Annotated in this window: 15 protein-coding genes and 1 pseudogene; 11 read left to right on the top strand and 5 right to left on the bottom strand. The window is 57.6% G+C overall.

Annotation, left to right across the window (positions count from 1 at the left end):
* A pseudogene (locus IQ241_RS17495) lies at window positions 1–221 on the top strand (IS5-like element ISLesp5 family transposase); the annotation flags it as partial.
* Here the strand turns inward: IQ241_RS17495 and IQ241_RS17490 are convergent.
* From IQ241_RS17490 to pstS, 3 genes are all read right to left on the bottom strand, one after another.
* The gene (locus IQ241_RS17490; RefSeq protein WP_193909631.1) at window positions 218–1,246 is read right to left on the bottom strand and encodes a sodium:calcium antiporter; all 1,029 of its coding nucleotides are present in this window, start codon (window positions 1,244–1,246) and stop codon (window positions 218–220) included. The pseudogene IQ241_RS17495 and the gene IQ241_RS17490 sit on opposite strands and share 4 nt — an antisense overlap.
* A gap of 27 nt (window positions 1,247–1,273) precedes the next feature.
* Window positions 1,274–4,039 (bottom strand): AAA family ATPase, encoded by a 2,766-nt coding sequence (locus tag IQ241_RS17485; RefSeq protein WP_193909629.1) that lies wholly within the window; start codon window positions 4,037–4,039, stop codon window positions 1,274–1,276.
* A gap of 146 nt (window positions 4,040–4,185) precedes the next feature.
* The gene (gene pstS, locus IQ241_RS17480; protein WP_228021803.1) at window positions 4,186–5,310 is read right to left on the bottom strand and encodes a phosphate ABC transporter substrate-binding protein PstS; all 1,125 of its coding nucleotides are present in this window, start codon (window positions 5,308–5,310) and stop codon (window positions 4,186–4,188) included.
* Window positions 5,311–5,794: 484 nt separating this feature from the next.
* Here pstS and pstC point away from each other — a divergent pair, with 484 nt between their 5' ends.
* The 5 genes from pstC (at window position 5,795) to IQ241_RS17455 (ending at window position 10,594) form a co-directional block, all read left to right on the top strand.
* A complete protein-coding gene (gene pstC, locus IQ241_RS17475; protein WP_193909627.1) occupies window positions 5,795–6,751 on the top strand; it encodes a phosphate ABC transporter permease subunit PstC in 957 nt (318 codons plus the stop codon).
* 65 nt (window positions 6,752–6,816) lie between these two features.
* The gene (gene pstA, locus IQ241_RS17470) at window positions 6,817–7,716 is read left to right on the top strand and encodes a phosphate ABC transporter permease PstA (RefSeq protein WP_193909625.1); all 900 of its coding nucleotides are present in this window, start codon (window positions 6,817–6,819) and stop codon (window positions 7,714–7,716) included.
* A gap of 68 nt (window positions 7,717–7,784) precedes the next feature.
* Complete coding sequence (gene pstB / locus IQ241_RS17465) at window positions 7,785–8,612, top strand: phosphate ABC transporter ATP-binding protein PstB (RefSeq protein ID WP_193909623.1); 828 nt, start codon at window positions 7,785–7,787, stop codon at window positions 8,610–8,612.
* Between the two features lie 256 nt (window positions 8,613–8,868).
* Complete coding sequence (locus IQ241_RS17460) at window positions 8,869–9,162, top strand: hypothetical protein (protein ID WP_193909621.1); 294 nt, start codon at window positions 8,869–8,871, stop codon at window positions 9,160–9,162.
* Between the two features lie 106 nt (window positions 9,163–9,268).
* Complete coding sequence (locus IQ241_RS17455) at window positions 9,269–10,594, top strand: four-carbon acid sugar kinase family protein (RefSeq protein WP_193909619.1); 1,326 nt, start codon at window positions 9,269–9,271, stop codon at window positions 10,592–10,594.
* A 78-nt stretch (window positions 10,595–10,672) separates the two neighbouring features.
* Here the strand turns inward: IQ241_RS17455 and hslO are convergent, their stop codons facing one another.
* The gene (hslO, locus tag IQ241_RS17450; protein WP_193909616.1) at window positions 10,673–11,578 is read right to left on the bottom strand and encodes an Hsp33 family molecular chaperone HslO; all 906 of its coding nucleotides are present in this window, start codon (window positions 11,576–11,578) and stop codon (window positions 10,673–10,675) included.
* Window positions 11,579–11,754: 176 nt separating this feature from the next.
* Here hslO and IQ241_RS17445 point away from each other — a divergent pair, with 176 nt between their 5' ends.
* A complete protein-coding gene (locus IQ241_RS17445; RefSeq protein WP_193909635.1) occupies window positions 11,755–12,156 on the top strand; it encodes a hypothetical protein in 402 nt (133 codons plus the stop codon).
* Here IQ241_RS17445 and hisD read toward each other — a convergent pair.
* Window positions 12,153–13,466 (bottom strand): histidinol dehydrogenase, encoded by a 1,314-nt coding sequence (hisD, locus tag IQ241_RS17440; protein WP_193909613.1) that lies wholly within the window; start codon window positions 13,464–13,466, stop codon window positions 12,153–12,155. The genes IQ241_RS17445 and hisD overlap by 4 nt on opposite strands.
* A gap of 179 nt (window positions 13,467–13,645) precedes the next feature.
* Between hisD and rpsT the strand changes: the two genes are divergently transcribed.
* From rpsT to IQ241_RS17420, 4 genes are all read left to right on the top strand, one after another.
* Window positions 13,646–13,945: a 30S ribosomal protein S20 gene (rpsT, locus tag IQ241_RS17435; protein ID WP_193909610.1), complete on the top strand. Its 300-nt coding sequence runs from the start codon at window positions 13,646–13,648 to the stop codon at window positions 13,943–13,945.
* 74 nt (window positions 13,946–14,019) lie between these two features.
* Window positions 14,020–14,823: a TatD family hydrolase gene (locus tag IQ241_RS17430; protein ID WP_193909607.1), complete on the top strand. Its 804-nt coding sequence runs from the start codon at window positions 14,020–14,022 to the stop codon at window positions 14,821–14,823.
* A 220-nt stretch (window positions 14,824–15,043) separates the two neighbouring features.
* Entirely contained in the window at window positions 15,044–18,352 is a 3,309-nt protein-coding gene (rpoB, locus tag IQ241_RS17425; protein WP_193909605.1) for a DNA-directed RNA polymerase subunit beta, read from the top strand.
* Between the two features lie 72 nt (window positions 18,353–18,424).
* Entirely contained in the window at window positions 18,425–20,299 is a 1,875-nt protein-coding gene (locus tag IQ241_RS17420) for a DNA-directed RNA polymerase subunit gamma (protein ID WP_193909603.1), read from the top strand.
* Window positions 20,300–20,301: the final 2 nt, after the last annotated feature.

Genomic DNA, 20,301 nt, shown 5'->3' with positions numbered 1-20,301 from the left:
GACGCATCCGCAAAGTGGATCGCTCAGCTTGGAAAGAAGAAGTCAACTATCACCGCCGTTCGCTCAGCGAGACGGGGATGTACCGACTCAAAACCGTTTTCACAGGTGAGGTGTGTGCCAGAAAGATAGCAGCTCAAACCACCGAGTTGATGATTGAATGTAAGGCGCTCAACCGGATGACGCAGCTCGGAATGCCTGATAGCTACCGCGTTGCAGCCTAGAAAACGACCGAGATGGGAAACCCCTGTCCCTTTCTCAATTCATGCAACAAATCCCTGAATACGCCGAACACAATGACTGCTAAATAAATGAGATAAACAGCAATCAGCGTCAGCACTTCCCAACGCTCAAAGCTGTGGGCCAGCTTTCCCCATTGGATAAAGGCGGCGTACAGCAGGGCAAAGATGGCGACAAAGGCCAGGTTGACGCTATACAGAAGCATATTCTCAATCGGCAGGGTCACCAGCGCTAGGGGAAAGAAGGCCAGGGTCATCGTCGCCGTATTGTCAGCAATCACGCTGGCGGTGGCCGCCGTCACCTGACCGCTGCGGGCGACGCTCCAGGTGGCGAAAACTTCCGGCGCAATGCTGAGGGTAGAGGTGATGAACAGGCCGCCGATCAGTTCGGAAATGCCCAGGATCGAGACGATTTTCTCGGTTGCCGTCACTACAAAATAGGCGCCCAAAGCGAGGACGAGGACACCGAGGAGGGCGATCGCAATTTCCCTCCGACCCCACCGCACCCGCTGCCCCCGCTGTCGCTGTCGCAAAATGGCCTGAGCCACGTAGACCGCATAGGCTGCCAGCATAATCCAGCCGTCTACAGGCTGAAGCCCGCGCCAGGCAGGCGGTACAGTCAGAATGGCGGCCAGAATAATGATGGCGATATAGGGCAGCGCCTGTATCGTCAGCGCCTCCACTTTAACCTGTAGCTCGGGCCGCTGTTTCTGCCCGCTGCCTTCGGTGCGCGACGCCAGGAAAGCCACGGTGACAATCGCGGGGACAGAAATAATGTTGCTGCCCAGCAGATTGCCCAGGCCAATGTCCGACAGTCCCTGCACCGCGCTGGCCGTATTGGTGCCGATCTCGGGACTGGCCGTGGCCAAGGCGACAAAGGCGGCTCCCGCTGCCTCACTCAAACCCCACTGCCGCTGCAGCTTTTCCAACGGCACCGCTAGCTTGTCTGAGCCCCAGTGGGCCGCCCACACCGAGACGAGCAGTACCCCAGACCAGAATAATAGTGCCATGGCCTATTCCGTAAAAGTCAGCCGAGTTTAGGCATCGCCGTCTCGCTCTACGATGATGACGTTTTCGGTGACTTTTTCAAAGGTGTCATCGTGGCTGATGACGAAGAGCTGCTTGAAGGCGCGGATGCGTCCGATCGCTTCGGCCAGGCTTTCGCGCCTCTGCCGATCCATATTCGTGGTTGGCTCGTCAAAGAAGGCCACGTCAATATCGGCTAGCACCTTCAGTAAGGCCAGGCGCACCGCTAGGGCCGCACACATTTGCTCGCCGCCGGATAGATTCACAAAGCGGCGGCGGTGCTCGCCTTCCTGCACGATGATTTCGTAGTCCCGGGTCCAGGTGAGGGCGACATTGGGCCGGTTGAGCAGGTCGCGAAACAGCCGGTCAGCTTCGCGGGAGACGTTCTGTACGTAGCGTTCGGTAATCCGGGGTCCGGCAGTTTTGTAAACCTTACGGGCAAAGTTGATAAAGCGCTTGGTGCGATCGCGCTGCTTCAGGTCGGCCTGAGCCTGATCGCGTTTCTCGGCGGTCGCCTGCAGGGCCGCAATCTGGCTAGCCAGCTCCTGTTCGAGCTGACGCTGCTGGGGTAGGCCGCCGCTGAGCTGGTCGGCCTGGGACTTGAGTTCGCTACACTGCTGCTCTAGCTGGGCCAGAGCCTGCGGGTCAAAGCCGTCGGAGAGGGTTTGATGGCGGTTTTGGAGGGCGTCGATTTGGGTTTGGAGCTGGGTGAGTGTCGCGATCGCGCCCTGAAAGTCGGCCTCATTCTGGGGCAGCTGTTCTGCCGTTTGCTGATTTTGGATATAAAGCAGATACCCGGCCTGGTGGGTCTGTCGGTGCTGCTGCTGCTGCTGAACTTCGGCGTCAAGCGTTGCAAACGCCTGTAGTTCTATTTCTAGCGCTTTCAGCCGCTGCTCTAAGTCGGTCTGGGTTTTCTGCATCTGGCTGTACTGCTGCCGCACTTTAGGCTGCTGCTTCAGCTGGTCTTGCAGTAGACGGCTGCGGCCCTGGGGATTATTCAGCTGCTGGAGGCTTTGGGACAGCTCGGCCTGCTGAGCTTTGAGCTCGGGCTCTGCCGTCAGGGTCTGGGCCAGTTCAGCCAGCTCAGTTTCTAGCTGCCGCTGCTGCTGCGATCGCTGCGATCGCTGGGCCTGTCGGTCTGCCAGGGTGGACAGCTCGGCTCGCTGGCGGTAGCCCTGCTGCAAACGGGTTTGCAAGTCCGTTAGCTGCTGATTTAAACGAGCCTGATCAACCTGGCCGGTCAGGTCTTGCAAAATTTCCTGAATGCCGTTGAGGCTAGCTTGGGTCAGCCGCTGGCCGGTGGCGATCACGCTGCGTACCGACTCAATTACCGCAGCCGCACTTGCTCCCTCCGCCGGTAGGGCTTCTAGCTGCTGTAAAGCGACCGAAACCTGCTGCTGATAGTCCTGCTGCTGCTGCTGGCCGCTGGCCAAGAGCGTTTCTAGGTCGGCGGCAAACTGCTGGGCGGCGGCGATGCGGCTGAGCTGCCGCTGGACGCGATCGCGCTGCTGCTCCCACTCGGGAATCGGCTCCACCGCTGGGCTCAGCGCCTGGAGCTGCTGGATTTTCTGGTCAATCTGGTCGATTTCCTGAATTAGATTCTGTTGCTGGGCCGTCGCCTGCTGCTGCTGCAAACGCACCTGGGCTAGTGCCTGCTGCTGCTGCGTCACCTGCTGCTGCTGGGCTTCGAGCTGCTGCTGCTGCTGAACGGCAGCGGCCAGCCCCTGCAGCTCGACCTCGGTCTGCTCAAACTGCTCTAGCTGGAGCTGAAACCGGGTGAGGTCGTCCTGCCGCTGAGTCAGAGCTTTTTGCTGCTGCTGCTGCTGGGTGAGCAAAGCTTTTTGCTGCTGCTGCTGCTGGGCCAATACCTGAAGCTGGGCTTCGGCGGCGCGAAAGGCATCGTGGGCAGGCTGATGGGTCTGGCAGAGGGTGAGGGCCTGCTGCGATCGCGTCCGGGCCTGGTCGAGCATCTGCTGCCGCTGCCGCTGGGCTTCGGCCTGGTTCATCAAGGTCTGGAGCTGCTGCTGCACCTGCTGAAGCTGGGCCTGCTGGGCCTGGAGCTGCTGCCTTTGGGTTTGCAGCTGCTGGAGCTGGGTTTGCAGCTGCTGGAGCTGGGTTTCGGCCTGCGCGATCGCCTGCTGCATGGCCTGATGGCGGGTCTGCAAGCCCTCCCAGGACTCCAGGCGTTCTTCGTACTGGGCGATCAGATCCTTCAGCCGCTGCGACTGGGCCTCGGCGTATTTGCGCAGGCCGTTGGTCTGGGTAAATACGGCCCGGTATTCCTCTACCTTGAGCACGGTGTCAAAAATTGGCTTGCGCTTTTCCGGGCTGAGCAAAAAGTCAACGGTGAAGGTGCCCTGGGGGACGCCGATGGTATTGGCAAACAGCTGGCTCAGATCGGTGCCGGGGGGGACGCCCAGATGCTGCCGCAGCCAGGGGGCAACGTCCTCTTTATAGTGGGTGTAGGGCAGCCGCTGATTGAGCTGCGGGTCAAATAGGACATAGCCCTTACCGGTGCTGCGCTGCACGTCGTAGGTGCGACCATCGCGGCTAGAAACAAAGGCAATCCTCACCTGGGCGCTGCTGCTGCCGTTGCGGATCAGGTCTTCCTGCCGGTAGCTGCCCTGGTAGTTAAACAGGGTCCAGGCGATCGCTTCTAGAATGCTGGACTTGCCCGCGCCGTTTTCGCCGCAGATGGCGTTTGTACCAGGCTGAAATTCAAAATGGCGATCGCGGTGAGTCTTGAAATTGGTCAGCGTAACCGAAAGGATCTGCATCGCCTGCTCAAGCCCAGCTCTGGACAACCGTACTATAGTCCCTGACTGGCCCAACAGACAAAAGGGCTGCCCCAAAAGGCAACCCCAGAAGTTGAGCTGAATCATTCGCCCGTAGGCAATGTGAAGATAGCTTGGGCCAATTTGACCTACTTAACCTGCTCCTTGACGGTGCTCACGACGCTTTCCTGCACGCCTTCGGTCAGAGGAATATAGCCCAGTTCCGTTGCCTGCTCGTCTCCCTCTTGCAGAGCCCATTCAACCATGGCATTGATCGCCTCGGCTTTTTGAGGGTCGTCATACTCCGGGTAGAGCAGCATCCAAGTCAGGCCGACAATCGGATAAGCCTGATCGCCTTCCGGGTCGGGAACGGTCAAGGCAAAATCGTCAGGAATTTCCTGCCCCTCTAAAACGGCTGCACCCGCTTCAGGCGACGGCTCGATGTAGTTACCTGCCTGATTCTCCAGGCTTGCCATCGAAATATTATTTTCGTTGGCGTAGGTATACTCAACGTAGCCGATAGAGCCATTGGTTTGCTGGATCTGAGCGGCAATGCCTTCATTACCCTTAGCGCCGACGCCCACGGGCCAGTCTACGGTCTTTGCCGCTCCCGCAGTCCAATTGGGGCAGGCGGCTTGAATGTGATTCGTAAATAGGAAGGTGGTACCGCTGCCGTCAGAGCGGTGGACAAAATTAATCGGTTCGCTGGGCAACTCGGCATCGGGATTCGCTTCGACAATCGCCGGGTCGTCCCAGCTCGTAATGTCACCGCTCACAATGCCGCAGTAGTCTTCGCGGCTGAGCTGTAGATTGTCAACGCCCGACAGATTGTAGGCAAAGACCACTAGACCGCCCGTCATCGGTACCTGAATCGGGTCTGCCCCATACTGACTGCTGAACTGTGACTTTTCTTCGTCCGTCAGCGGCGCATCGCTAGCGCCAAAGTCAACGGTTCCGGCCAGATACTGCTCAACCCCAGCACCACTACCAACGGACTGATAGTTGATCTTCAGCCCCGGATAGACGTCCTGCTGAATTTTAGAGAACCAGCTCTGATAGAGCGGCGCCGGGAAAGAGGCACCCGCACCGTTCAGCGTCATATCAAACTCTTGTCCACCGGAGTCTGAGGTAGTTTCACCGGCCGCTCCGGCGTCCTCTGAAGGGGCTGGCGCTTCCGACGTATCGGTAGCGCAGCCAGCGGTGCCGAGCGCTAGCGCCGCGAAGGCGGCAAAGAGCATTTTTTGTTTGGGGTCAAACTTTTTAAGCAGTACCATGTCTGAGTTTGCGTTCCTTAACTATTTCGTAGCAATCATAGGTGGGTATCGTAAAGAGAAGGTTAACAAAACCCAGCCTGCCCAGTCAGTATTAGGAAAGCTTATAGCGTTTCTATCCTTCGTCGCTTGAGTTCCGAACAATAATCTTGCTCTCGGTAGATGTTTTTTTCATAAGGAACATAATCGCTGATCACCGGTTGGAGCGAATGACGATGTCAGCGCTCAATTCCATAAGCACAAGCGATACGGCTGTTGATGGAGGTGACCCGACTCCATACCCTCCAAGACAGTTGTCTGTGAAGTAGAAGCTGTCGAGAAGGAATGCGTAAAAGCGCTTTCAGGCCAGAACAGCAGAAAACATAGCCCTTCCGCTGTTAATGTTCTCTTTACCTTGATTTCCTATAATCCTGTAGGCCAATTAGCTGATCTGAATCTTCTGACCTAGTTTGCCCTGTCCCCCTCCCAATCCGATTGGTATCCCGGCATGACCGCACCCGCTTACAACGATAGTTCTCAAGCCGCTATCCCCGCTCGATCGGGTCAATCCAAGTGGCTCGATCGGGGTTTTCGGATAGTGACCCAGGGCTTTGCGCTAGCGGTAGCAGCTGTCCTAGTGATTATTGGCATTCAGGTCACAATCAATGCTTGGCCAGCAATTCGCGAATTTGGGCTGAGCTTTATCTATACAAGCGCTTGGAACCCAGTAGAGAGCGTCTACGGCGCGCTGCCGATGATCTACGGGACGCTGGTGAGCTCTTTCATCGCACTGCTGCTGGCGTTTCCGTTGGGGGTCGGTACAGCTATTTTTCTCAGCGAAGATTTTCTGCCCGCTAAGATTCGTACCCCGCTGGCCTTTATGGTCGAGCTGCTGGCAGCGATTCCCAGCGTGGTCTATGGCCTTTGGGGAATCTACGTGCTCATTCCTTTCCTGAAGCCCATTGGCGGCTGGCTGCACGATACCCTGGGCTGGTTTCCGCTCTTTAGGACAGATTACATTGGCCCTGGGATGCTGCCGGCGGGGATTATCCTCACCGTGATGATTTTGCCGGTGATTACGGCAATTTCTCGCGATTCTCTGACTTCCCTGCCGCCCAGCCTCAGGCAGGCGTCGATGGGCATGGGTGCGACCCGCTGGACGACCATTTTTCGGGTGCTGATTCCGGCGGGCATCTCTGGCATCATCGGCGGCACCATGCTGGCCCTAGGCCGAGCCTTAGGAGAAACCATGGCGGTGACCCTGCTGATTGGCAACTCGAATAACTTCAATATTTCGATTTTGGCTCCAGCCAATACGATCGCGTCTCTGATGGCAAATCAGTTTGCTGAAGCCAGCGGCCTCCAGGTGGCCGCGCTGATGTATGCCGGGCTGGTCCTATTCTTGATGACGCTGATTGTGAATGTGCTGGCTGAGCTGATCATTCGGAAGCTCAAGCCCTATTAAGCTGCTGCCTATGCTTTTGGATTAATCCTCTACGCCCGTCTCGCTAAACTGCCTCACCAAAACCTATGACTTCCCATTCTCAGGCCGACTCCCGGCAGCCCGATCAGAATGCCAAGAACATCACCCGAAAAAAAGGCTCTCGCCAATCGCTTGGCGAGACAGCCTGGACCGTTGTGGCGGGGCTTTGTCTGCTCACGGCGCTCGTCCCCCTCTTTCTAGTTATCGCCTACGTCCTGGTCCAAGGATTTTCCCGGCTCGATGTTGCAGCCTTTACCCGACTACCACCGCCGCCCCTTTCGGCAAATGAGGGGGGCTTTGCCAATGCCCTAGCCGGAACGCTGATCATGGTTGCCATTGGGGCTTTGATTAGCGTCCCCTTTGGCGTTCTAGCAGCCATTTATCTGGCCGAATTCAGCTCCGGGCAGATACCCCGCTGGATTCGGTTCGCGACCAACGTGCTAAGCGGCGTCCCTTCGATTCTGATGGGGGTATTTATCTACGGTCTGCTGGTGCTGCCGTTCTTTGGCTTTTCCGCGATCGCGGGCGGTGCCGCCCTGGCGGTACTGATGCTGCCGATTATCGTCCGCACGACCGATGAGTCGCTGCAAATTGTGCCCCAGTCCGTCCGTTGGGCGTCGCTGGGGATGGGTGCATCGAAGTTTCAGACGGTGCTGCGGGTGGTGCTACCGGCGGCCCTGCCCGCGATCGCAACCGGCCTGACCCTAGCTGTCGCCCGGGCGGCGGGGGAAACGGCGCCTCTCATCTTTACGGCGCTGTTTGCCCAGTATTGGACCGATGACCTGCTTAGCCCCATTGCTTCCCTATCCGTACTGGTTTACAACTTTGCCGCGGTGCCCTACGAAAATCAGCGGGAGCTAGCCTGGGCCGCTTCCCTGATTCTGGTCCTAATCGTGCTGCTGACCAGCATTCTGTCTCGCTGGGCCACCCGCAAGCAGGTTTACTAGCGGGCTTCCATCTTGCTGTTACATCCCTCACCCCGTTCAATACACCTTTTTATCAGAGATCAACGACCATGAATTCTAGCCATACCGCTGAGTCTAACGCCCAGGACCAAAAATCTAAAGAACCGGTTTTTCGGACTGAGGACCTCAACATTTACTACGGCGATTTTCTCGCCGTTCGCGGTGTGAGCATGGAGATTCAGCCGCGCAAAATCACGGCTTTCATCGGGCCTTCTGGCTGCGGCAAGAGCACCCTGCTGCGCTGCTTTAATCGCCTGAACGACCTGATTCCCAGCTTCCATCTAAAGGGTAAAGCCTACTATCACGACCAGGATCTGTTTGCTGACGATGTGGATCCGGTCGCGGTGCGGCGGCGGATCGGCATGGTTTTTCAACAGCCCAACCCCTTTCCCAAGTCGATTTACAACAACATAGCCTACGGGGCTAGGGTCACGGGTATGCAGATCGATGATATGGATGAACTGGTCGAAAAATCGCTTCGCCAGGCGGCTCTTTGGGATGAGGTGAAAGACAAGCTCGGGGCCAACGGCCTTTCCCTATCTGGCGGTCAGCAGCAGCGGCTCTGCATCGCTCGCGCCATTTCGACTACCCCGGACGTGATTCTGATGGATGAGCCTTGCTCATCCCTGGACCCGATTTCGACCCTGAAGGTGGAAGACCTGCTCCAGGAATTGACCAATGACTACACGATTGTCATCGTCACCCACAATATGCAGCAGGCCACCCGGGTTGCCGATGAAACGGCTTTCTTCAACGCCGAGGCGTCTGATGACGGCAAGCGCTACGGCTTCCTAGTGGAGTACGGCCCCACCGAGCGGATCTTCAGCCAACCTCAGGAAGAATCCACCCAGCGGTACGTCAGCGGTCGATTTGGCTAAATCTGACTGAACCCCTCTTTCCCTCTGGCCTATTTCGGGCAGGTCTATAAAAATATTTCTGATTCGGGGCAGGTCTGAAGGTCTGCCCTTCAAGGATTGGGTCGGTATCTTTCTTTACCTTGGCTTAACCCATGCAGCCGCGAACTGACTAGAAAGCGTAAATCTTGAAAATTTTATAGCGGCAGAGTGCGTTTCTGCGGGCAAATAGAGGGTAGAAGACCTATGCAGCCCCCAACGAATCAAGGAAACTCATTCTGTGAATACGCTTTGGACGAATAGCCAGGAATTAAAAATCAATCCCCCCCACTGGGATACCGCCCTCTATTTTTTAGATGTTTTTACCCAGCTAGAAGCCGAATTCAATCAGATTGAACTGGTCCTCACCGATATGTTTGATCTGTCCCATCCCGAAACGCTGAACCAAATTGACCCCGATCGCGCCGTGCGGGCAATCAAGATGAAAGCCTCTATTGCCAAAGCGATTGTGAAATGGGTCGGCGAAAATAAAGACCTGCTGGATGAAAACGCGATCTCGCCGCCAAAGCGTTAGCCCGGCCACTATTCATTTACATCCCTGTCATCATCCCTCCCAGCCCTCTCGCCGATCCCTGAGCAGGTACTCTGTAATAAGGTGACATTTTAGCGTGAGGCGTCTGATGACCGATCAGCCCAAGATTATTGTGCTCGACGACGATCCGACCGGCTCTCAGACCGTCCACAGCTGTCTGCTGCTGCTGAAGTGGGAGGTAGATACGCTGGAGCTGGGGCTGCAAGACGAATCGCCGATTTTCTTTGTGCTGACCAACACCCGCGCGCTGCCGCCGGGCGAGGCGGCAGCGGTCACCCGCGCTGTCTGTCAGAATCTCCAGCAGGCGCTCAAAAATACTCACACCACAGAATTTCTCTTGGTCAGCCGCTCGGACTCTACCCTGCGGGGGCACTACCCGATTGAAACCGACGTAATTGCCGCCGAGCTCGGCCCCTTCGACGCTCACTTTATGACCCCGGCCTTCTTTGAGGGCGGGCGGGTGACCGTTGACAGTACGCACTACATTCAATCGGGCGATCGCCGGACGCCGGTCCATGAGACCGAGTTTGCGCAGGATTCGGTCTTTGGCTACCACCACAGCTACCTGCCCGACTATGTGGCCGAAAAGACCCAGGGTAAGATTGCCGCCGAGCAGGTCGAGCAGTTTCGGCTGGAGGACATTCGCCAGGGCACCTTGGAGCGGCTAATGCAGCTTCAGGACAATGTCTGCGTCGCCGTCGATGCCGAAACCCAGCAGGATATGGACCGCTTTGCCCAGGATCTGCTCACCGCTGCTGCCCGGGGCCAGCGCTTTCTCTTTCGTAGCGCCGCCAGCTTGCTGACCTCCCTGGCCAATCTGCCGCCGCAGCCGGTCGCGGCGGCAGATATGGGTCAGTATGCTCGCGGCACGCATCCGGGCGCGATCTTGGTCGGCTCTCACGTGCAGAAAACCACTCAGCAGCTCAAACAGCTGCTCCAGCTGCCTCATGTGGTCGGCATTGAAGTAGACGTCGTGCGGCTCAAGGCCGATGCTCAGGCCCATGCCGATATTTTGGAGCAGGTATTGGCGGCTGTGAATACGGCCTATGACCAGGGCCAGACGCCTGCCATTTACACCAGCCGTCAGGAGCTGACGTTTGGGGATAAGGAGACTCGCCTGGCCTTTGGGGCGGCGGTTTCAACCCTGCTGATGGACATTGTGCGGGGGCTGCCTGCGGATATCGCTTTTCTGATCAGCAAAGGCGGAATTACGTCTAACGACACCCTCAGCCGGGGGCTGGCGCTGACCTCAGCCCGGCTGTTGGGGCAGGTTTTGCCTGGGGTGTCGGTGGTGAGAACGCCCGCCGACCATCCCCAGTTTCCCAATTTACCGGTGGTGCTATTTCCGGGGAATGTCGGGGGGGAAGGCGCGATCGCGACCGTCTGTCAGCGCCTGAGTACTCACGCCCGCTAGATGTAGCCCAGTAGGAATAGCAACAGCACGACCCCTAAAACGACCCCTAGTATGCCGCTAGGACCCTAGGTGAGGAGATCAGGACTGAGCCTGTTCCTGCTTCAGCTCTGTAATCAGGTCGGCCAGCTGCTGGCTATTGGCGATATAAACTTCATTGCAGAAGTGACAGATCGCTTCGGCCCCGTCGTCGGTCTCGATCATATCCTGGAGCTCGTCCTGACCCAGCAGCTTCAGCGCTCCCAGCATGCGCTCATAGGTACAGGGGCAGTTAAACCGGACGAGCTGAGTGCCCGGTAGAATTTCGAGCCCCATATCACCCACGAGTTCCTCAAAAATTTGGGGCAGCGTCTTCCCCGCCCGCAGTAGGGGAGTGAAGCCGGTCAGCGTTGATAGGCGCGCCTCCAGCGTCGAGACCAGCGCCTCGTCCTGCGCAGCCTTGGGCAATACCTGGAGCAGCAAGCCCCCGGCAGCCTCGACCCCATCCGCGCCGACAAAAACGCCTAGCACCAGCGCCGATGGCGTCTGTTCAGAATTCATTAAATAGTGAGTCAGGTCGTCGCCAATTTCACCGGAAACCAGCTCTACCGTGCTGGAGTAGGGGTAGCCATAGCCAACATCGCGCACCACGTAGAGATAGCCCTTCTGACCGACCGCAGCGCCCACGTCCAGCTTACTTTCAGCGTTGGGCGGTAGCTCAACCTGGGGGTTATCGACGTAGCCGCGAGCGGTGCCGTCTAGTCCGGCATCGACCAGAATACCCCGCAGCGGACCGTCCCCCTTGACTCGAATATTGACCCTCGATTCAGGACGTTTCATACTCGACGCCAGCAGCAGCCCAGCGGTCAGGGTGCGACCCAGGGCCGCCGTCGCAACATAGGAGAGCTGATGCCGCTGCTTTGCAACCTCTACCAGTCGAGTTGTCGTGACTCCAACCACCCGAATGCCACCGTTTGCTGCGATTGCCCTAATTAACTGATCTGCCATGGGGACGTTCTTGACTATCTCTACGTTCTATCTGCTCGTTACTTATTGTAGAAGGGTTGATCTCAGCTGACGGCAGACATCCCGACAAAGCGCGTACATCCTTTTAGAGCAATTTGTCATACTGGTAGCAGCATCTTTGTTTTCGCTAGCTTCTCGCTGGCCTCTCTTTGGCATCTATGTTTGGCACCTATCAGCACAGCACCCTGCGGATTGAAGTTGACGCGACCGCCGGGCAGATTAGCAACAGCCTCACCCAGGCCGAGCAGCTACAGCGGTGGCTCTGGCCGCAGCAGCTTAGCGCCACTGGGCCGCTCACCGTTGGCAAACGCTTTGAAAGTCGGCTAGGGCTCATCGTCATCCAGCATCGAGTCGAAGCGTTGACCCCGCAGAGTATCTGCCTGCTACTCAGCGGGGGGATTGATGGGTTCCATGCCTGGCATTGGGGCGATGGCTGGGTGCAATCACGGCTCGAAGGGGTTTCACTGCTACCGCTCAACCTCAGTCAGACCCTGGGGCTGCTGCGGCTGCGACAGTTTCTCGTCGGCAGTCCAGCGGGGGCAGGCCTAGCGCAGTCCTAGTGGGTGCGATCGGAAGCGCGATCGCAGCGCAGCCGCACCGAATCCCCGTGGGAGGGCAGGCCCTCGGCTGCGGTCAGGGCATCAATTGCCCCGGCAACCTGTTGTAGGGCCTCGGGCGAATATTGAATTAGGCTGGAGTGCTTCATAAAGGTTTCAGTACTCAGCGGCGAAGCGTAGCGAGCCGCGCCCGACGTCGGCAGGGTGTGATTGGGGCCTGCCAGATAGTCGCCGACCGCCTCTGGGGTGGAATGGCCGAGGAAAATCGCCCCGGCATGGCGAACTTGCTCAAGCAGCTCCCAAGGCTCTTCGACTTCGAGTTCCAGGTGCTCCGGCGCAAACTGGTTCGACAGCTGGACGGCGGTCGCTAGCGAATCGACCACAATGGCCAGACCGTAGTGGGCGATCGCCTTTTCGGTTAGGGTTTGGCGAGGATGGTCGAGCAGCTGGCGAGAAACCTCTGCCACGACCGCTTCAGCCAGGGCCTTGTCGGGAGTAATCAGCACCGCAGCGGCCATGGCATCATGCTCCGCCTGGGCCAGCAGATCGGCAGCCACATGCGCTGGGTTAGCGGTGGCGTCGGCGATAATCAGCACCTCCGAAGGACCCGCTAAGGAGTCTATACCGACTGTGCCGTAGACCAGCTTCTTCGCCAAGGTGACGTAGATGTTGCCGGGACCGGTGATCACATCGACGTGGGGAACCGTTTTCGTCCCGTAGGCCAGGGCCGCGATCGCCTGCGCCCCACCCACTCGATAGATCTCGTGAATGCCTGCCTCTTGCGCCGCAACCAGCACCGCTGGACTAATGCCGCTGCTACCGCCGGGCGGCGTCACCATCACGATCCGCGGTACGCCCGCGACGCGAGCGGGAATGGCGTTCATCATCACTGTACTGGGGTAGGACGCCTGCCCACCAGGGACATAGATTCCGGCCCGATCGACCGGGCTGTAGCGCTTGCCCAAAACAACGCCGTCGGGCTCAAACTGCACCCAGTTCTGCGGCAGCCGCTGCCGGTGAAACGTCTCAATGTTTCGACAGGCCAAGCGAATCGCCTCCAGCAGCGGCTGCGAGATTTGCTGATAGGCCGCATCTAAGTCGGCCCCGCTGACCCGCAGCTCTTCTGCCGTCAGGGTCTGGTGGTCAAACTCGGCCGTGTAGCGTAACAGCGCCTCATCTCCCTGCCGCTGCACCGTCTGCAGCACCTCGCGCACCGTTGCCTCTTTATGGAAGACCTGCTCATCGTGGGTGCGCGCGCAAACGCGTTGTAGCTCTGTTTGAGCGTCGCTTAGCTGATGAATAATTCGCAGCATTGCAGCGTTAGAAATAGAGACAGAGACGGCCTGATGCCCGAATACACCTATCCGGTTCCCTATAAGCTTAGCGTGGAAATTCGGAGGGGTTGGATATCTTCATTAAAGATCTGCTGAGTATAAATGAAATTTTAGTGCTATTATTATATATCCGGCAATCTTAACTACTAGGGCGAACCGTGGCAAATTCCAAATCCGCACTTAAGCGCATTCAAATTGCAGAGCGGAATCGTTTGCGCAATAAATCTTATCGGTCGGCGGTTAAAACGCTAACCAAGCGGTACCACAGCGTACTTGAAGACTATGCAGCCAATCCTTCCGAAGAGGTTCAGAAGACGGTAAATCAGAACCTCTCAGAGGCATACAGCAAGATCGACAAGGCCGTCAAGCGGGGGGTCATCCATCCCAACGCTGCGGCCAGACGCAAATCTCGATTGGCTAAGGCGCTTAAGGCTCGGTCCCAGTCTGCTGCTTCGTAAGGGCCATACATCCCCTGCTGCTTACTCGCAGTTAGGGGTACATGATTCTTTACTGAAGCGTTAGGCTAGGTCTGATGCAGCTTGTTGATACCCACGTCCATTTAAATTTTGAATCGTTTGACGCCGATTTAGATGCGGTTGCCCAGGCCTGGAGACAGGCTGGGATTGTGCATTTAGTTCACTCCTGCGTGACTCCGGCTGACTTTGACCAGATTCAGGCGATCGCAAACCGCTACCCCGAAATTTCCTTTGCGGTGGGGCTGCACCCTCTGGATATGGACCAGTGGTCAGACCAGCTGCCCGACCGGATTCACCGACTCGCTCAGTCCGACGGGCGAGTGGTTGCGATTGGCGAGATTGGTCTGGACTTCTTTAAATCGGATGACGCCGAGCTGCAAAAAGCTGCCTTTCAAGCTCAGCTAGCCGTGGCCCAACGCTTAGGCCTGCCGGTGATTATTCACTGTCGGGAGGCGGCGGCCGAGATGGCTGAGCTATTAGAGGCGTTCTGGCAAGTTCAGGGGCCCGTGGCCGGAGTGATGCACTGCTGGACGGGAGACCCGGCGGAAACCCAGCGGTTTCTCGATCTGGGCTTTTTTATCAGCTTCAGCGGCATTGTCACGTTTAAGAATGCTGCCCAGGTCAAGGCATCGGCGCAGCGGGTCCCGCGCGATCGTCTTCTCGTCGAGACCGACTGCCCGTTTCTCTCGCCGGTGCCTAAGCGCAAAGAAAAGCGCAATCAGCCTGCCTTTGTTCGGCATGTGGCCGAGCACGTGGCCGAGCTGAGAAACGTCTCGCTTGAGACCCTGGCGGCGCAAACAACCGACAACGCGCGTCGCTTATTCAAGCTGCCCGCAGCCTCGTTTGAAAGCCCAGCTTAACCCTCTAGTCGCTCTCTAGGCGGTGCTTTGACAGCCCTGGCCAAACTCCGTTCTCTGACCCCCACCCTGCTGAGTCCAAATCTAAAAATCTGATTTTTCACCGGCCTTTTCTTTCATCAAGGGCCTTTCAACGGCCCTGTTTAAGGCCAAGTAACTAAATCCAGGCAAATGCTGACCCACCGTTCGCTTTGCCCGGGGCGTAACCTGCTCGAGGAGATGCATGACTGACCTAACCACCCCGACAACCCCTCCCGCTTCCTACCTGATGCCCGATCTGGTTGAAATTCAGCGGGCTAGCTTTCGCTGGTTTCTAGCGGAAGGGCTGGTCGAAGAGCTGGAGAGCTTTTCGCCCATCACCGACTATACCGGCAAGCTAGAGCTTCACTTCCTGGGCCGCGACTATCGGCTCAAGAGCCCAAAATACAGCGTCGATGAGGCCAAGCGTCGAGACAGTACCTACTCGGTACAGATGTATGTACCGACTCGACTGATCAGTAAAGAGACCGGGGAAATCAATGAGCAGGAGGTATTCATTGGCGACCTGCCGTTGATGACCGACCGCGGCACCTTCATCATCAACGGGGCCGAGCGCGTTATTGTCAACCAGATCGTCCGCAGTCCTGGCGTATATTACAAAGCTGAAACCGATAAAAACGGTCGCCGTACCTACAACGCCAGCCTGATTCCTAACCGGGGCGCTTGGCTAAAATTTGAGACCGATAAAAACGATCTGGTCTGGGTGCGGATTGACAAAACGCGCAAGCTGTCGGCTCAGGTTCTGCTCAAGGCCCTGGGGCTGACGGACAACGAGATTTTTGACTCGCTGCGCCATCCCGAATATTTTCAGAAAACGATTGAAAAAGAGGGCCAGTTTAGTGAAGAAGAAGCGCTGTTGGAGCTATACCGTAAGCTGCGACCGGGTGAGCCGCCAACGGTTAACGGCGGCCAGCAGCTGCTCGACTCCCGCTTTTTCGATCCCAAGCGCTACGACCTGGGTCGGGTCGGGCGCTACAAGCTCAATCGCAAGCTGCGGCTGAATATTCCCGACAGCACCCGGGTACTGACGCCGCAGGATATTCTCTCGGCGGTGGACTACCTGATCAACCTGGAATTTGATATTGGGAACCCCGACGACATTGACCATCTGGGCAACCGGCGCGTGCGCTCTGTAGGCGAACTGCTGCAAAATCAGGTGCGGGTGGGGCTCAACCGGTTAGAGCGAATCATTCGCGAGCGGATGACGGTATCTGACGCCGATTCCCTTACCCCGGCTTCGCTGGTTAACCCCAAGCCGCTGGTGGCAGCCATTAAGGAGTTCTTTGGCTCCAGCCAGCTCTCCCAGTTTATGGATCAGACGAATCCGCTGGCGGAGCTGACCCACAAGCGTCGGCTGAGCGCCCTCGGTCCCGGTGGTCTAACTCGGGAGCGGGCTGGGTTTGCGGTGCGCGACATTCATCCCTCCCACTACGGCCGGATCTGTCCGATCGAGACGCCAGAAGGCCCGAATGCCGGTCTGATTGGCTCTTTGGCTACCCATGCGCGGGTGAACTCTTTCGGCTTTATTGAGACACCGTTCTATCGAGTAGACAATGGCCGGATTGTTAAAGAAGAGCAGCCGGTCTATATGACGGCAGATGAGGAAGACGACCTGCGAGTGGCGGCGGGTGATATCCCAATCGACCTGGAGCACAATATTCTGGGTGAGACAGTGACGGTGCGCTATCGTCAAGACTTTATTAGCGCCACGCCCAGCGAGGTGGACCATGTTGCGGTTTCGCCGGTACAGATTATCTCGGTAGCGACGTCGCTAATTCCCTTCCTGGAGCACGACGACGCCAACCGCGCTCTGATGGGTTCTAACATGCAGCGGCAGGCGGTACCGCTACTGCGCCCAGAGCGTCCTCTGGTGGGAACCGGGCTAGAAGCCCAGGCGGCTCGGGACTCGGGCATGGTGATCATTAGCCGCACCGATGGCGAGGTGACCTACGTTGACGCCAACCAAATCCGGGTGCGATCGCCCGAAGGCACAGACCACTGGTACGAGCTGCAAAAGTATCAGCGCTCTAACCAGGATACCTGCCTCAACCAGCGCCCCCTGATCTACCAGGGTGACCAGGTGGTTGCCGGTCAGGTGCTAGCCGACGGCTCTGCCACCGAGGGGGGCGAAATCGCCCTGGGGCAGAACGTGCTGATCACCTATATGCCCTGGGAAGGCTACAACTACGAAGACGCCATCTTGATTAGTGAGCGGCTGGTCTTTGACGATGTCTACACCTCAATTCACATTGAGAAGTATGAGATTGAGGCCCGTCAGACTAAGCTTGGCCCTGAGGAAATTACCCGAGAGATTCCCAACGTCGGGGAAGATGCGCTGCGTCAGCTTGACCAAGACGGCATTATTCGCATCGGCGCCTGGGTAGAAGCGGGCGATATCTTAGTCGGTAAGGTGACTCCCAAGGGAGAGTCAGACCAGCCGCCCGAGGAAAAGCTGCTGCGGGCCATTTTTGGCGAGAAGGCGCGGGATGTCCGCGACAACTCGCTGCGGGTGCCTAACGGAGAAAAGGGCCGGGTCGTCGATGTCCGACAGTTTACCCGCGAGCAGGGGGACGAGCTGCCGCCTGGGGCCAATATGGTGGTGCGGGTCTATGTGGCTCAAAAGCGCAAGATCCAGGTCGGCGATAAGATGGCGGGTCGCCACGGTAATAAGGGCATCATTTCCCGGATTCTGCCGGTGCATGACATGCCCTATCTGCCCGACGGTACGCCCATTGACATCGTGCTCAATCCGCTGGGGGTGCCTTCCCGGATGAACGTGGGCCAGGTGTTTGAATGTCTGCTGGGCTGGGCTGGGCAGAACCTGAATGCCCGGTTTAAGGTGACGCCCTTCGATGAGATGTACGGCCAAGAAGCCTCTAAAAACACCACCCACGGTAAGCTCCAGGAAGCCCGGGAAATGTCTGGTCAGGACTGGGTCTTCAACCCCGACGATCCGGGCAAGATCCAGCTTTATGACGGTCGGACCGGTGAGCCCTTTGACCGGCCGGTAACGGTGGGTCAGGCCTACATGCTGAAGCTGGTGCACCTGGTTGATGACAAAATCCATGCCCGCTCGACGGGTCCCTATTCCCTGGTGACCCAGCAGCCGTTGGGGGGTAAGGCACAGCAGGGCGGCCAGCGCTTTGGAGAAATGGAAGTTTGGGCGCTGGAGGCGTTTGGCGCGGCCTATACGCTGCAAGAGCTGCTGACGGTCAAGTCCGATGATATGCAAGGCCGCAATGAGGCTCTAAACGCGATCGTTAAGGGTAAGGCGATTCCCCGCCCGGGGACGCCAGAGTCGTTCAAGGTGCTGATGCGCGAGCTCCAGTCGCTCTGTCTCGATATTGCGGTACATAAGCTCGATACCCAGGAAGACGGCACCAGCCGCGATACAGAGGTCAATCTGATGGCGGATGTGGGCAACCGCCGGACGCCGTCTCGACCGACCTATGAGTCGATTTCGAGGGATGAGTTTGAGACGGTTGAAGAATAGCCGTTCTGCTTTTGCTCCTGGGTGAACCGGGAGCCCCCTCTTTATATCCAGCTATTGATAAGGAAGCGCGTGATGCCAAAGTTAGAACAGCGGTTTGACTACGTCAAAATTGGTTTAGCCTCCCCTGAGCGGATTCGTCAGTGGGGCGAACGCACCCTGCCCAACGGCACGGTGGTGGGTGAAGTGACCAAGCCGGAGACGATTAATTACAGAACCCTTAAGCCAGAGATGGACGGCTTGTTTTGCGAGCGCATTTTTGGTCCGGCCAAAGACTGGGAATGCCACTGCGGTAAATACAAGCGGGTGCGCCACCGCGGAATTGTCTGCGAGCGCTGCGGCGTCGAGGTGACCGAGTCGCGGGTGCGCCGTCACCGCATGGGCTTTATCAAGCTAGCGGCACCTGTGGCCCATGTCTGGTATCTCAAGGGGATTCCCAGCTATATCGCGATTTTGCTGGATATGCCCCTGCGCGACGTCGAGCAGATTGTCTATTTCAATGCCTATGTTGTACTCGACCCGGGCAATGCCGACAACCTCTCCTACAAGCAGCTGCTGACCGAAGATCAGTGGATCGAGATTGAAGACCAGCTCTACGATGAGGAGTCTCAGCTCTCGGGGATTGAGGTCGGGATTGGGGCAGAAGCGCTGCAGCGACTGCTGGAAGACCTGGAGCTAGAGTCGACGGCGGAGCAGCTGCGGGAAGACATTGCTAACGCCAAGGGGCAAAAGCGAGCCAAGCTGATTAAGCGGCTGCGGGTAATCGACAACTTTATTGCCACCGGCTCCAAGCCCGACTGGATGGTGTTGGACGTGATCCCGGTGATTCCGCCCGACCTGCGACCGATGGTTCAGCTCGACGGCGGCCGGTTTGCCACCTCTGACCTGAACGATCTCTACCGGCGGGTCATCAACCGGAATAACCGACTGGCGCGTTTGCAAGAAATTCTGGCACCGGAAATCATCGTCCGCAACGAGAAACGGATGCTGCAAGAGGCCGTCGATGCGCTAATTGACAACGGTCGGCGGGGTCGGACGGTAGTCGGGGCCAATAACCGCCCGCTGAAGTCGCTGTCGGACATCATCGAAGGCAAACAGGGACGCTTTCGGCAAAACCTGCTGGGTAAGCGGGTTGACTACTCTGGTCGCTCGGTGATTGTGGTTGGGCCAAAGCTCAAAATTCATCAGTGCGGGCTACCGCGGGAGATGGGCATCGAGCTGTTCCAGCCGTTTGTGATTCATCGGCTAATTCGGCAGGGCTTAGTGAATAATATTAAAGCGGCTAAGAAGCTAATCCAGCGGAACGATCCCAGCGTTTGGGAGGTGCTCGAAGAGGTGATTGAGAGCCATCCGGTGATGCTCAATCGGGCGCCCACCTTGCACCGTTTAGGGATTCAGGCGTTTGAGCCAATCTTGGTTGAGGGCCGCGCGATTCAGCTACATCCGCTGGTCTGTCCAGCCTTTAACGCCGACTTCGATGGGGATCAGATGGCGGTGCATGTGCCGCTATCGCTGGAAGCTCAGTCGGAAGCCCGGCTGCTGATGCTAGCGTCGAACAATATTCTATCCCCGGCGACCGGGCGGCCGATTATCACGCCAAGCCAGGATATGGTTTTAGGTTGCTACTATCTAACCGCGGAGAACCCCACGCAGCAGGACGGCTCAGGTCGCTACTTCGCGAGCATGAACGATGCCATCATGGCCTATGAGCAGGGTATGGTCGCGCTGCATGCCAAAGTCTGGCTGAGATTCGACGGAGAAGTGGAGACGGATGAACCCGACCACGAGCCGGTTGAGGTGCAGCAGGGCGAAGACGGCGTAGTCACTAAGCTCTACAAGTTCCGGCGGGTACGAGAAGACAGCGAGGGTCAGCTCATTTCTCAGTATATTGAGACGACACCGGGCCGAATTATCTATAACAACACCGTTCATACGGCACTGGCGGACTAGGC

The organism is Vasconcelosia minhoensis LEGE 07310 (genome assembly GCF_015207255.1).
GTDB classification, from domain to species: Bacteria; Cyanobacteriota; Cyanobacteriia; order Phormidesmidales; family Phormidesmidaceae; genus Vasconcelosia; species Vasconcelosia minhoensis.
Note: the sequence above shows the minus strand (reverse complement) of the source record. Positions and strands in the feature narration are given on the sequence as shown.

Excerpts from the sequence above, each read along its gene's own strand:
- IQ241_RS17490 (WP_193909631.1), bottom strand. The coding sequence starts at position 1,246 with ATGGCACTATTATTCTGGTCTGGGGTACTGCTCGTCTCGGTGTGGGCG.
- IQ241_RS17485 (WP_193909629.1), bottom strand. The coding sequence starts at position 4,039 with ATGCAGATCCTTTCGGTTACGCTGACCAATTTCAAGACTCACCGCGAT.
- pstS (WP_228021803.1), bottom strand. The coding sequence starts at position 5,310 with ATGGTACTGCTTAAAAAGTTTGACCCCAAACAAAAAATGCTCTTTGCC.
- pstC (WP_193909627.1), top strand. The coding sequence starts at position 5,795 with ATGACCGCACCCGCTTACAACGATAGTTCTCAAGCCGCTATCCCCGCT.
- pstA (WP_193909625.1), top strand. The coding sequence starts at position 6,817 with ATGACTTCCCATTCTCAGGCCGACTCCCGGCAGCCCGATCAGAATGCC.
- pstB (WP_193909623.1), top strand. The coding sequence starts at position 7,785 with ATGAATTCTAGCCATACCGCTGAGTCTAACGCCCAGGACCAAAAATCT.
- IQ241_RS17455 (WP_193909619.1), top strand. The coding sequence starts at position 9,269 with ATGACCGATCAGCCCAAGATTATTGTGCTCGACGACGATCCGACCGGC.
- hslO (WP_193909616.1), bottom strand. The coding sequence starts at position 11,578 with ATGGCAGATCAGTTAATTAGGGCAATCGCAGCAAACGGTGGCATTCGG.
- IQ241_RS17445 (WP_193909635.1), top strand. The coding sequence starts at position 11,755 with ATGTTTGGCACCTATCAGCACAGCACCCTGCGGATTGAAGTTGACGCG.
- hisD (WP_193909613.1), bottom strand. The coding sequence starts at position 13,466 with ATGCTGCGAATTATTCATCAGCTAAGCGACGCTCAAACAGAGCTACAA.
- IQ241_RS17430 (WP_193909607.1), top strand. The coding sequence starts at position 14,020 with ATGCAGCTTGTTGATACCCACGTCCATTTAAATTTTGAATCGTTTGAC.
- rpoB (WP_193909605.1), top strand. The coding sequence starts at position 15,044 with ATGACTGACCTAACCACCCCGACAACCCCTCCCGCTTCCTACCTGATG.
- IQ241_RS17420 (WP_193909603.1), top strand. The coding sequence starts at position 18,425 with ATGCCAAAGTTAGAACAGCGGTTTGACTACGTCAAAATTGGTTTAGCC.